The following is a 13,248-nucleotide window of genomic DNA, read 5'->3' on the forward strand; positions in this document are numbered from 1 at the left end:
GCCTAGACCTCCATCACGACCGGTATCACCATCGGTCGCGTGTGCGTCTTGCTCCAGAGGAAGTTGGAAAGCGAGTTTCTCACGCCCTTGCGTACGGTGTCAATGCTCGCACCGTTGCCCTTCTCGAGACGCTCGACCTGGGAGCGAACGAGCGCTCGGGCATCGTCCATGAGCACCTCGTCCGTGGCGAAGGAGACGCCTCGCCCAGAGAGGTCGATGGTGTCGACGGAGTGGTTCCTCGAGCGGATGGCAACCACGCAGGTGATGACGCCATCCTGCGCAAGACGCTGGCGATCCCGCAGGACCACGGGGTTGGCATCGGTGATGGACAGACCGTCAACGTAGACCACGCCGGAGTCGACCGAGGGTCCGCGACGGGCCTTGCCGTGACGAACCTCGAGCGAATCACCGTTGTCGAGGATGAAGATGTTATTCTCGGGAATGCCAACCTGCTGCGCGAGCTTGGCGTGGGCGCGCAGGTGCTGGGCCTCGCCGTGGACCGGCATGAAGTTGCGCGGCTTGACCATGGCGAGCATGAGCTTGAGCTCCTCCTGCGAGCCGTGGCCAGAGACGTGAACCAGGGCCTGGCTCTTGTCGTAGATGTCGCAGCCCAGCTTTGAGAGCGAGTTGATGATGCCCTGGACGCTCTTTTCGTTGCCCGGGATGGGGTTGGCCGAGATGATGACCGTGTCGCCCTCGTGGATCGAGAGGCTCTTGTGCTCGCCGTTGGCCATGCGGGCAAGCGCCGAGAGGGGCTCGCCCTGGCTACCCGTGCAGAGGACCACGATCTGCTCGTCCGGGAGCTTCTCGAGGTCATATGCATCGATGATGTTCTCGTCGGAAATGCGCAGGTAGCCAAGCTCCCGGGCCACCTTGGTGTTGGTGACCATAGAGCGGCCCGTCACCACAACCTTGCGGCCAACCGCCACGGAGGCGTCGCAGATCTGCTGCAGGCGGTGGATGTGGCTCGAGAACGAGGCCACAAAGACGCGGCCTGGGGCGTTCTTGATGATATGGCGCAGCGCAGGGCCAACGGCCGCCTCGGACGGCGTGAAGCCAGGGCGCGTGGCGTTGGTGGAGTCGGAGAGCAGGACGTCGACGCCCTCGGCAGCGAAGCGGTTGATGGCAGCGTAGTTGGGACGCACGCCGTCGATGGGGGTCTGGTCAAGCTTGAAGTCGCCGGTGTGCATGACGTTGCCCGCAGGCGTGTTCATGAAGACGCCAAACGCAGCTGGAATGGAGTGCGTCATGGCAAAGAACGTGATGTTGAAAGCACCCAGGGTTATGGTCGAGCCGTCCTGGACCTCGCGAAACTTGGGGCTCTTGATGTTGTGCTCGGCGAGCTTGCCCTCGATGATGCCAAGGGTGAGCTTACTGGAGTAGATGGGCACCTTGTGCGTGAGGTCCTGCAGCAGGTACGGAAGGGCGCCCGTGTGGTCCTCGTGGCCGTGGGTGATGATAATGCCGCGCAGCTTGTCCTCGTTCTCCAGGACATAGGTGTAGTCGGGCAGGATGAGGTCGATGCCAGGCTGCTCGTCATCGGGGAACATGAGGCCGGCATCGATCATGACCATGTCGTTTCCGTACTCGAACACGGTCATGTTCTTGCCGATCCCGTCAAGACCACCAAGCGGGATGATCTTGAGGGCGGTTTCTTTCTTTGGCATTGCTGGGGGAATCCTTTCCTCGTGGTCAATACGTACGGCATACGCCGTTATCTAGTGAGCGGTCCTGATGGCCGTGTGCCACCAGCCGCAACAGCTACGGTTCGTGTTCCAATGGCCGCTGGGCGAACGCATTGGTGCTCTAGCCAATCTATTGTAGCCAAGACGTAGCAGACGTGGTAAGGCTCCACGATGATTGCGGAGAAGTGGGGGCACCGCTCCTGCCGTTCGAAAGTGCTATCGCGAGAGTCTGCCGAGAAGCCTGCGCAGCATGCCGGAGGCGCCGCCGGCACGAGAGGGGCTGCCACTTCCAGCTGGTGCGTTAGCGAGCCATTCCGCCTGGTCTGGATGGCGCTCGGCTAGCTCTCGAAGGTGCGTCTGGGCAACGCCTTTCATCTGGCGGTAGCGCTCGGAGCTCTCCCCGGGAGCGACAAGGGCGTCGGCGCGGCGTGCGAGCGTCAGCACCTGGTCGAGAGAGTCGCCTCGCGTGGGCTCGACATGGCGGTCAAAACGCTCGTAGGCGCGGTCGCGCACATAGCGCCAGAGCTCGCCCGCCACCGCGTCGGCCGGCCACTGCGAGAGCAGCATGTCGACGGCCTGAGGAAGCTCGGCTGCAGGCAGCCCGTCAATCATCTCGTTCGAGACGTTCTCGTAGATGCGATCGCGCGCGTCGGCAACGCGCTCCGACCAGTCGTCGCGCGGCAGGTCGGAGGCATGGTCACGCGCGAAGTCGCGCATGAGGTGCCAGCCCTTGAGCTCGCGCTCGGAGGTCCTACGCAGGGCGTCGAGCGTCTCTCGCGCGCCAAGCGTCTCTCCCCTGCCCAGGTGGTAGACGTACCACGGTGCATCGCCAAGGCCCACGTAGGAGCCCGCCAGCGAGTCAAGAATCATACAGAGGTAGATGTCATCCGAGAGGAGCAGGCGGGTCTTGGCAGACATCCCCCATGCACGGCGGGCGAGGTCGCCATCGTAGAGCTTGTGATGCACGTGCCAGTCGAAGTTTCCCTGTTCGGAGAATTGCACGCGGAGAATTTCTTTGCCCTCGAGGCGGCGGGCCACAGGCGTGAGAAAGCCCTCCATGCCGGCAGCAGCACTCTGGGCAGCCTCGCCCTCAGGCTCCACGCACACCCCAAAGTGCACGATGTCAGCCTCACCCGCATGCGCCATCACCTTGGCAAGCGCCCCTGGGGCAAGCTCGTCATCCTGGTCGACAAGCGTCACGTACGCTCCCCTGCTTGCGGCAACACCTGCCTGCCGGGCTCCTAACGTACCCTGGTTCTCGTCGAGAAGGACCGGCCTTACGCGGGGGTCGGCAGCCGCAAGGCGTCCGATCACGTCTCGCGTGGCGTCGGAGGATGCGTCATCCACGAGGATGAGTTCAAGATCTGTGAAGTCCTGCCCCAGCACGCTGGCCGCGCACTCCTCGAGGTAGCGCTCTCCGTTGTGCGCGGGGATTACCACCGAGAGCCGCGGAGAAGCCTGACTAGTCATCGTAGGGCCTCGTGGGAACTATGCCGCCCTCGGCAACCATCCGCAGGTGCTTGCCGTAGTCGCTCTTGCCGTAGCGCTCGGCGCACTCGAGGAGCCGCTCGCGGGAGACCCAGCCGTTGTCGTAGGCGATCTCCTCGGGCACGGAGACGGGTAGGTCCTGCGCCGTCTCGACCGTGCGCACGAACTGCGATGCCTCGAAGAGCGATGCCATGGTGCCCGTGTCCAGCCACGCATAGCCGCGGCCGAGCGTCACCACGTCGAGCGAGCCGTCCTCGAGGTACATGCGGTTGAGGTCGGTGATCTCGTACTCGCCGCGGGCCGAGGGCCTCACGGCGGCGGCGAGTCCGGTCACGCGGGAGTCATAGAAGTAGAGGCCGGTCACGGCGTAGTTGCTCTTGGGGTGCGCGGGTTTCTCCTCGATGGAGACCGCGTTGTAGTTCTCGTCGAACTCGACGACGCCAAAGCGCTCGGGATCGTCCACGCGGTAGCCAAAGACCGTCGCGCGGCCCGCCTCGGCGTTTGCCGCGGCGCGGCGCAGGTGGCGCGAGAGGCCGTTGCCGTAGAAGATGTTGTCGCCCAGCACAAGCGCGCACGGGCCGCCGTCGATGAAGGGCGCGCCTATGACGAAGGCCTGTGCGAGGCCGTTTGGCTCGGGCTGCTCAGCGTAGGAGAGCGAGATGCCGAAGTCTGACCCATCGCCCAGGAGTCGCTCGAAGTTGGGCAGGTCGCGCGGGGTCGAGATGATGAGAATGTCGCGGATGCCCGCCAGCATGAGCGTGGAGAGCGGGTAGTAGACCATGGGCTTGTCGTAGACCGGAAGGAGCTGCTTGCTGGTGACCGTGGTGAGCGGGTAGAGCCGCGTGCCGGAACCGCCGGCAAGGATGATGCCCTTCATGTGAAGTCTCTCCCATCGGATGTGTGTGACGCAATGCGAAAATTGTAGAGGGCCCAGCCCAGGTACCAGCCTAGACGTTCCCCCTCGCCATGTAAATTGCAGGCCTCGACCCCTGCCACACCACTCCCCAACGAGCAAATCGTATACTTGGGCACTGCGAATGCGCAGGACAAAGCCACAGGGACAACACAAGGCGGTCAACTTGGACATCACTACCATGGGCATCTGCAGGAATGCCGAGAAGATCTACCAGCTCGTTTCTCTCGAAGGCGTCTCTCCAGACGCGCTCCTCGATATTAGCGCCCAGGACGACAACGGAGAGGATGTGCCCGCCAAGGTCTTCCGTGACACGCCTACCGAAGCCGTAGTCGTTCTTATCGACGCGCACTCCAACACCTCCAACATCTCCTACACCATCTATGCATCTGACGGGGCCATCCAGGATGCCAGCGCATGGCTTGAGGTTGGCGCGGCAACTGTGAGCCTTCGCGACGCCAAGCTGCAGTCCCGCATGAACTACCGCGTCCACAAGGACCTCACAAGCAGGATTCGCGACTACGACAATGGCCGCCAGTTCCTCTTCTCGACCATCTTCATCAAGAAGGCCATTCCCGACAGGGGCTCCGCCATCGTGCGCGTGGCAGTCCGCGTCCCATGGCGTGAGGATGGCGAGGTAGCACTTCGCGTGCGCGACCAGGCGCTGGCGCCTATAGACTCCGCGCCCATCTTCATGGGCTCCCAGAAGTTCGACGCCCGTTTCTCAGGCACAGTCAAGTTCCGCGAGACAGTCTTCTCGGTCCGGCTGCCCAGAGACGAGCGCACCGTAATCTTTGACGCCTGGGACAAAGCTGACCCCCACCAGCACACCTTCTTCGAGCTGCCAAAGCCCGACCTCGACCACCTGATTTACGAGAATGAGGTCCTTACGAGGTCTGCCGATCGCGATCCCTACTACAACGAGTGGTTCCACAAGCAGCAGGCACAGCCATGGGAACTGAGGCTTCAGAGCGAGGTTAGCTTTGACAACGAGGTCACCTGGAGCGTTGTTGTACCGCTCTTCCACACCACCCACCAGCAGTTTACGGACCTTGTGGCCAGCTTTAGGGCGCAGTCCTACGCGCACTGGGAGCTTGTCCTGGTAAACGCCTCCCCTGAGGACGGGGAGCTTGCCGAAGAGGTTGCTGCCGCCGTTGCATCTGACGAGAGGATCCGCAGCATCACGCTCCACAAGAACCTGGGCATCACGCTCAACACTGCGGCGGGAATCCGTGAGGCAACCGGTGACTTCGTGGGCTTTGTCGACCATGACGACACAATCGAGCCAGACCTCTTCTTCCACTACACCGAGGCCGTGAACAAGGAGCCAGAGACGGACGTGCTCTACTGCGACGAGGACAAGATCGACCCCAGTGGCACGCATGTCAAGCCCTTCCTCAAGCCGCAGCTTGAGATTGACCTTCTTACCTGCAAGAACTACATCTGCCACATGCTTGCCGTGCGCCGCAGCCTCCTCATGAGCCTAGAGTTTGACAACCCCGCATTCGAGGGCGCGCAGGACCACCACCTCACGCTGCAGGCCGTGGAGAAGGCCCGTCGCGTGACCCACGTGCCGCGCGTCCTCTACCACTGGCGCATGTGGGAGACCTCCACGGCAACCAGCGAGAGCTCTAAGGGCTACGCGCAGGAGGCGGGCATGAACGCCGTGCGCGCGCACTTCAAGCGCATTGGCGTGGACGCCGAGGTCACAGAGGGCGAGAGGCCCTTCTCGTATCATGTGTTCAACAGGCCGCCCGTCGAGCACCCGCGTGTCTCCATCCTCATCCCCTCTCGAGACCACGCAGAACTTCTCCAGCGCTGCATAGACTCCATCATTGGCAAGACTACCTATGACAGCTACGAGGTTCTTGTTATCGAGAACAACAGCGAGCGCACGGAGACCTTCTCGTACTACCAGCAGGTGCAGCGCGAGAACAAGGGACTCGTACGAGTGGTTACCTGGGAAGGCAAGGGAGGCTTTAACTACTCGAGCCTCATTAACTTTGGGGCCAAGGAATCCAGTGGCGACTACCTGTTGCTCCTGAACAACGACATGGAGCTGAGGACACCGGACTGGCTCGAGCGCATGGTTGGACTGGCGTCGCGCAAGGACGTTGGTGCCGTTGGTGCGCTTCTCCTCTATCCCGACAACACCGTCCAGCACGCAGGCGTCATTGTGAGCGGTAGCTGCGCCAACCACTTTGGCATCGATCTTCCGGAGAGCAACCATGGGTACTGCAACCTTATTGAGGATGAGCAAGACCTCTCGGCGGTGACCGGCGCATGTCTCATGGTGAGTAGAGAGAACTTCCAAGAGGTTGGCGGCTTCGACAGGGATCTTGCCGTTGCCTTCAACGACGTCGACTTTTGCCTCAAGCTAAGAGAGCAGGGGCTCCTCGTTGTCTACACTCCACAGGTTGTGCTCACGCACTTTGAGTCCGTCTCAAGAGGCTCTGATTACTCAACAGACAGAGTCAAGCGCTTTGCCCATGAGGTTGGCATCATGAGGGAGCGCTGGTCTGACTACTACGGACTTGGCGACCCCTACTACAGCCCCCTCCTCCGCTCCTACGAGCCGCTCGACACCTACTGGAGCTTCTAAACGAGAGAGCGCCCAACGGTTTTTCCGTTGGGCGCTCAATTTTTCCTGCAAGATGAGATTCGAGTCTTTGACTCCCCTTAGATTTTGGAGAGCTTGTCGTACCACTCCTGGGCCTTAGTGATGTACTCGTCGTGCTGAGAACCGCCAACTGCAAGCGATGCTGGGCACTCCGTTGAAACGCACTCGTTGTGGCCCACCACATTGACGCCCCACTGCGGCCTGCCAAGACTGTACTGAAGGCAGAGCGCCGCAACCAGGCGAGCTCCCGAGTTGATGGTGGCTTCCGTCATGCGCCACTGGCCGTTCCCGTCTTTGTAATCCGCGTGCTCGATGCCTATGGACTGGGTGTTGATGGTCCAGTTGCCCGCATGCCATGCCGTGTTGGAGTCCAGGACGAGCTGTCCCACCGTGCCGTTGGCCTCCACCTGATAGTGGGCTGACGCGGCACGCGTCTGCCAGGTGCTGTAGATGGTCTCTGTCGTAAGGTTGCCAACGTTGTGGTGAATCACGATCTTCGAGATTGACTGGCCAAAACGCCCAGTGGAGTAGTGGACGTTCATGAGCAGTTCCTTGACTGCGCCAGCCCCGGACCAGTAGGGAGAGCTCTTGAGCCAGCAGTAGCTCTCGCCGGCATTGGGGGCAATCGTCTGTGTGATGGTGCCGTCACTTGCGGTGGCATAGGTGTATCCGCTTGAGGGAGAAACCCAGGTGGAGCCCTTGGCCACAAATCCCACAGGAGTGAGGTAGCGAGACTGGCCGCTCTCGTTTGTAACAACGGCATCGGACTTCACCGCGCCACCAGACACAAGAAGCTCGTCTCCCGAGGAGGTTACGTACCAGCCATCAGCAGGCATAGCGGCACCATACCAGCCCGCACCCTCCTTACGCCACCCAATGGAGCCAAGGTAGTCATACTCGCTCTGAGCCGTGGTGTAGTGGTGCGTGGCCACAGTGACATATGGGTTGAAGAGACGGTACACCATGGTTGTCTGCGAGGAGTCAGAGTAAAAGCCAACGCCTTCGCCACTCCAGCCAAAGGAAACAAGCGAGTTGTACTCGTCACGGCTCGTCGTGTAGTGGTGGTCTCCCGAATACCTGTTGTAGAGGCGGAAGACGGCATTACCGGAATTGGGAGTAAACCAGGCAACGGACTCGCCGGTCCACCCAAGAGAGATGAGGCTCTGCGCCTCAGAGGAGGACGAAGTAAAGAGGTGCTCGCCGTTGTACCTGTTATAGAGGCGGTACATGGGAAGCTGAGAGATGCTCTCCTCTGCAGTCGTGACTGAAGAAGTCGTAGCTGCAGCAGAAACGCTCTCTGCGACAGCTGTCGTCTGAGGCGACGAGCTTGCCTCGGTAGTTTCCTCCGCATGGGATGACGCCTCGTCAGCATCGGAAGACGTGACGGACGTCTGGGTCTGACCGGCCCCCGGAGTCTTCTCCTCTTGAGCCTCCTGCTGCTGAGAAGAAGCGGGCATCTCGACTGTCGGCTGCTGCTCCGCGTTTGCCGTGTTTTCCTCGGTCGTTCCGGTAACAGTTGGAGATGTCTCGGCGCTGCTGCTTGCTGGCGCTTGGGGCTCAGCCTTTGGGGTGGCCCCGTTTGCTGTGCCCGTTTCAGCGACCTGGGACTCGTCGGGCTGAACAGTGCTCCTGGCGTCCTGCGACTGCACGGTCGTCAGGACTGAAGCAGTGTCGGTGGTGGCTGGGACGCCATTCTCGGCAGCAAAAACTATGGCAGGAGTCCCAAGCAGAGCAAGCCCCAGCGTAGTCACCAGTGCTACGCGATTAGGCAGCCAGTACGAGCGGTTCTCTTGTTGCACGATACAAAAACTCCCTTAATATTCCGGGCATCAATACCCAGCCAAATCTAGATGCCGTAGAGAATGGCGAGAATGCTTGCGCCATAGCCAGTTCCGCTGGCCCACGTGCCCGAGAGTCCCTCCACCGTGGTCGCACGTCCAAAGAGCCAGGTGCCATAGCGCTGGTCAACGATGATCGACGAGAGTGGTGCGTACCCAGCATAAGCGCGCAGGTGCTGGGCTTGAGCTAAGAATCCCTCGTAGACGCTCGAGAACCTGTTGGGTTCGCCGCCGCTGTCAGTGGCACCAAGGCCGCTGAAGTTGCAGTACTCAGGCTTGACGGCGCCGCCAAAGCCAAGGTAGCCCGTCTCGACCATGGATTGCGCGTAGATGACGTCAGCCCGCACGCCCTCGGCCTCGGCGGCTTCGAAAAGCCTGTCGACAAACTCGTCAACGTTGCTCGCGCCGTACTGCGCATACACGTCGGACGGAAAATCCCTCCCGCGCGCCTTGAGAGCGGCAGTGAGGTTTGCCTTGACCTGCTCCCTCGAGTGCTCGCTGGTGCCCATGAAGGGGGTGCCGTTCACAACGCTACCAACAGAAGAAGGGTCAAGGCCGTACCATGCGGTGCCCTCCGCATGCCATCCCAGGGACACAAGGTAGTCATTCTCGGCACTGGATGTTGTGTAGTTGTGCGTGCCAATTTTCTCATAGGGGTTGAACTGCCTGTAGAGCGGAACGCCTTGAGCGTCATCGGAGTACCAGCCCACGCCCTCACCGCTCCACCCAAGGGAGACGAGCGAGTTGTACTCGTCCAGGCTCGTTGTGTAGTGGTGGTCTCCGCTGTAGGGGTTGTACAGCCGGTAAACCGGAGCGCTCGATTCAAGCGGAGCATACCAGCCAATGCCCTCGTATCTCCACCCGGCGCGGTCGAGGCTCGAAAGCTCGCTTGCGCTTGAGGTATACAGATGCTCACCGGTATACGGGTTATAGAGCCGGTACATTGCCACAGCCTGAACGTTGCCCTGTGCGAATGCAGGGGCAACGCCAAAAGACAGCACAGCCGCAGCGACAAGTCCAGCCACCAGGGGTAGCAGCTTCTGGAAAGCATTGTGACGCGTCATGACGTCCTCCCAAATTGCAACTAAAGGAATAGTATACACGCCTGAGAATTCGCCAAGTAATAACTACGTCACGTTATCCGTTAGGCCTACACACCGTACCAGGCGACCCCTTCGTCAACCCAGCCAAGTGAGACGAGGTGGTCTCGTTCCTCGGTGCTGGTTGTGTAGTTGTGCGTGCCTATCCAGGCATAAGGGTTGAACTGCCGGTAGATGGGAACTCCCGTACTCTTGGGGGCAGAATGCCAGCAGACGTTCTCGCCCACCCACCCAACCGAGACGAGCGAATTGTACTCGTCGCGGCTCATCGTGTAGTGGTGGTCGCTCGAATACGGATTGTAGAGGCGATAGACCTCGCTTCCCGAGGTTGGGGCGTTCCAGCCAAGCCCCTCGTAGTTCCAGCCCAGGCTCACGAGGTTGTCTCGCTCACTTGCGCTCTCGGTGTAGAGGTGCTCGCCCGAGTATGGGTTGTAGAGACGATACATGGACACGTAGGAGTCCAGAGCGATGCGGAAGTCGATGTCCACGTTGCCGGAGATGCCGTTCACGCGGCCCGTCGAGCTGCATTGCCAGTACTCGTAGGAGCCCGCATAGGTGCAGGAGGAGTTGTACTGGGCAACCCAGCGCGACCAATTCTCAAAGCGGGAATCCGTGAGGTAGTTATTCCACCAGTTGAGGTTCGCATAGACCCCAGGGGTGTACCCAGCGGCCTCAACGGCTTCGCAGAACCGCGTAGCCATGTCTCCAAGCAGCGTGGCATCGCCATACGGCAACGTAACGTCTTCAAGGTCGTAGTAGACAGGAAGCGATGGAGAGGCATCGCCCATCGAGGCAAGGAGATAACGTGCCTCCTGCGCCGCCGAGGAAGCATCGACTGCGTAGGAGTAGTGGTAGATGCCATACGGGATGCCCACGCGCTCGCACTCCGAGGCGTTAAACGCAAACCTCTTGTCATGCTGCTTCGTCGAGGTTACGTCATCCGGCCAGCCGTAGCTGCAGCGGAGAATGGCAAAGTCGATTCCCGCCTCCTTGACGGAATCCCAGTCAATCTCTCCTTGATGCTCAGAAACATCGATGCCTTTGGCAACGGCGCCCTTGATGATGCTCCCGTCGCTTGAAAGATACCCACCATCGGTCTTGGTCCACGCATCACTCGAAGCAACGGAAAGGCCGGATACGCCCCCGCTCTCGCCTGGTGCCCCCGCTGTGTAGCGGAAGCTCTCGGCAAAATCGTTCTGCATGCGATACTGCAAGTCAGAGGTGGCGCCAGATGACGCCAAGGAAGACTGCTCTGCACGGGCAACATGGGGAAGCAGAAGCAACGGGACAGAACCGGCAATCCCAATAAAAGTTCGTCTGGATACGTGGGGCACGGGAGCCTCCCGAAGTCAGTCAATACTTACCAATCCACACGTAGTCTACGAAGAATGGCACCCCCTGCGCCATACTTGGCACGAATGCATAGAAAAAAATTCTGAGCTGCTGTGTTCTTCAAGCAATACAAACTTGTTGATTGAATAAAGCGGCCTCGTCGGTATAGACGAGGCCGCTTCTTAGATACAGAGCGCTCTCAATAACCTAGTACGTGACAACCTTGGTCCCACGCGGAATGGTGTCGTAGATCCACTTTGCGTTCTCGATGGCAAGACGCACACAGCCGTGGGACGCGTTGATGCCAAGCCTGCCATCCATGACGCGATTGCTGTTCTGGTAGTAGAGCACGGAGTGGAAGAGGTAGTCACCGTAGAACTGGGTGAAGTAGTAGCAGGTGAAGCCGCGACCAAAGGAGTAGCCCTTGAGGTTGGTGGCAAACTCCCCCTTGACGGTGCAGTTGTTGGCACCCGTCGTGCATGCCCATTCCTTCACCGCATACCAACCGTTGTCCCACTGATAAACGGCCGTCCTGTTGCTCCAACAATCAACGAGGATGAGGTAGTTGGTCGAGCTGCGGTAGTTCTGAGCCTTCGCTGCCATGTCCTGCCAGCTTCCACACGAGAAGCAACCACCCCAGTCAACAGCGCGCCACCATGCACCATTGGCGTAGAAGACGCCGCTGCGGTTGAGACGCCCACTGGAGGGATTGGCATAGAACGTATTGCCATCCTCGCCAAAGAAGCCATCGGCGCGCGCACCGACAAGGCCGTTGGGGCCATAGGCACCCATGCGGTAGAGGCAGGTGGAAGAGTCGTCGGCAGCCTGGAACCAGATGAACCCGGTGGACTCGTTGAGCCTTCCGTTGCCATCGGTGAGCACAAAGATGTTGCCAACGCGCGCGCGACCAACCGCAATGTAGCCCGCGCCGGGAACGCCGTAATAGGCGGAGCCACCGTCAACGAACCTGCCTGTCTTTGCGTAGGGCAGGCCATCGGAGCCCATCTCTATCATGTATCGGTGAGCAGAACCCGTGGGAGCAGAACTCTCCCACCAACCAGTGGACTCGGGGAGCTCACCCGTCGAGGCGTTAGCAACAACGGTACGGCCATCAACGACTTCGGCGCCCCTCACCACATGGCCATTGGAGGAGGTTGCATACGCACGAATACCCGGATTGCCGTCCTCGTTGGGCTCGATGACGCGTCCGGAAGCAAATGATCCGTCACGCTGGACCCACCAGCGTCCCGAAGGACCCGTGGCCCAGAAGGGCTCCACAGGAAGCGATGCGTGGTCGAGCGAGTACCATGCGACGCCCTCGCGCTTCCAGCCGAGAGCACCCAGCCACTCGTCCTCGGCTGTACTCAGGGTGTAGTTGTGGGTGCCGACGGTTTCATACGGGTTGAACTCACGCAGCACACCCCTCGTGCCGCTCGAGAGCCACGCCCTACCCTCACGCCTCCAGCCGATCGAGGCCAAAAAAGACGCCTCGGACTCTGAGAGAGTATAGAGGTGCTCGCCGTTGTAAGGGTTATAGAGCCTGATGACGGCATCGCCCGAGGAGGTCGAGGAGACCCAGCCCACGCCCTCCCAGGCCCAGCCGTAGCCTACAAGGCCCTTGGCCTCGGCAAGGTCCGCAGTGTAGAGGTGCTCGCCCGAGTAGGGGTTGTAGAGGCGGTAGATGTTCTGGAGGGAGTCGCTATCGTCAGAGGCAGGAGCTGCAGCAGCGGTGTCACCAGAGGTGGCGGCGGCAGCCGTAGTAGAAGAATCCTCGGGCTGAGGTGCCACGGGCGTCGGGGCAGGCTCAGATGCTTGCTCCGCCGCACTGGACTCAGAGCCTGTCGAGGCGGGCGCGTCAGTTTCTGCGGAGGTTGCCTCGGTGGAGTTGGCTTCCGAGGTGCTCTCTGTAGAGGTGGAGCCGGTGTCTACAGGGGCCGTCTCGTCCTTGTCGGCAGCTGGATCCTGGGGCGCGGCGCTTTGTTCCACCTCTTGCGTGGCCTGCGTGTGGTCACCGTTCTCCGTGACGGCCTGAGCCTCATTCTCGGCTACCGCTGCCTGGGGAGCGTCCCCAGCCCTAGTGAAAGTGTCCGAAGCCACGACCTCAGTCTGCTGCGCTCCCATGGCGTTGACCTCCTCCGCAACGGCAGACAGAGGCACGGCCGCAAGCGCGGCAGCAAGGACACCGCAGAAGAATGCACTTCTCACCTTTGGGCTCATCAAAACACTCTCCCTCAAGTCATAGACAGCTAGGGAAGATGGTAAAGCACGCTCA

The 13,248-nt window shown here is 60.7% G+C and carries 8 protein-coding genes; 1 reads left to right on the plus strand and 7 read right to left on the minus strand.

The genetic code is table 11. The features are described 5' to 3' along the window. Positions 1-2 precede the first annotated feature (2 nt). The 3 genes from NVS32_RS08620 to rfbA form a co-directional block, all read right to left on the minus strand. Entirely contained in the window at positions 3-1,667 is a 1,665-nt protein-coding gene (locus NVS32_RS08620) for a ribonuclease J (protein WP_258499441.1), read from the minus strand. A 234-nt stretch (positions 1,668-1,901) separates the two neighbouring features. Continuing rightward, a complete protein-coding gene (locus tag NVS32_RS08625) occupies positions 1,902-3,155 on the minus strand; it encodes a glycosyltransferase family 2 protein (RefSeq protein WP_032111734.1) in 1,254 nt (417 codons plus the stop codon). Then, positions 3,148-4,050 (minus strand): glucose-1-phosphate thymidylyltransferase RfbA, encoded by a 903-nt coding sequence (gene rfbA / locus NVS32_RS08630; protein ID WP_118100054.1) that lies wholly within the window; start codon positions 4,048-4,050, stop codon positions 3,148-3,150. Before rfbA ends, NVS32_RS08625 begins: the two co-directional genes overlap by 8 nt. Before the next feature lie 202 nt (positions 4,051-4,252). Here rfbA and NVS32_RS08635 point away from each other — a divergent pair, with 202 nt between their 5' ends. Further along, on the plus strand, positions 4,253-6,688 hold the full coding sequence (locus NVS32_RS08635) for a glycosyltransferase family 2 protein (protein ID WP_158559480.1): 2,436 nt from the start codon (positions 4,253-4,255) through the stop codon (positions 6,686-6,688). A gap of 77 nt (positions 6,689-6,765) precedes the next feature. Here the strand turns inward: NVS32_RS08635 and NVS32_RS08640 are convergent, their stop codons facing one another. The 4 genes from NVS32_RS08640 to NVS32_RS08655 form a co-directional block, all read right to left on the minus strand. After that, the gene (locus NVS32_RS08640) at positions 6,766-8,505 is read right to left on the minus strand and encodes an N-acetylmuramoyl-L-alanine amidase (protein WP_199563322.1); all 1,740 of its coding nucleotides are present in this window, start codon (positions 8,503-8,505) and stop codon (positions 6,766-6,768) included. Positions 8,506-8,552: 47 nt separating this feature from the next. Then, on the minus strand, positions 8,553-9,608 hold the full coding sequence (locus tag NVS32_RS08645) for a glucosaminidase domain-containing protein (protein WP_258499443.1): 1,056 nt from the start codon (positions 9,606-9,608) through the stop codon (positions 8,553-8,555). An 86-nt stretch (positions 9,609-9,694) separates the two neighbouring features. Continuing rightward, the gene (locus NVS32_RS08650; protein ID WP_258499445.1) at positions 9,695-10,846 is read right to left on the minus strand and encodes a glycoside hydrolase family 25 protein; all 1,152 of its coding nucleotides are present in this window, start codon (positions 10,844-10,846) and stop codon (positions 9,695-9,697) included. Positions 10,847-11,183: 337 nt separating this feature from the next. After that, positions 11,184-13,193 (minus strand): L,D-transpeptidase family protein, encoded by a 2,010-nt coding sequence (locus tag NVS32_RS08655; RefSeq protein ID WP_118078107.1) that lies wholly within the window; start codon positions 13,191-13,193, stop codon positions 11,184-11,186. Between the last annotated feature and the right edge of the window lie 55 nt (positions 13,194-13,248).

Source organism: Tractidigestivibacter montrealensis, assembly GCF_024741235.1.
Taxonomy (GTDB): Bacteria; Actinomycetota; Coriobacteriia; order Coriobacteriales; family Atopobiaceae; genus Tractidigestivibacter; species Tractidigestivibacter montrealensis.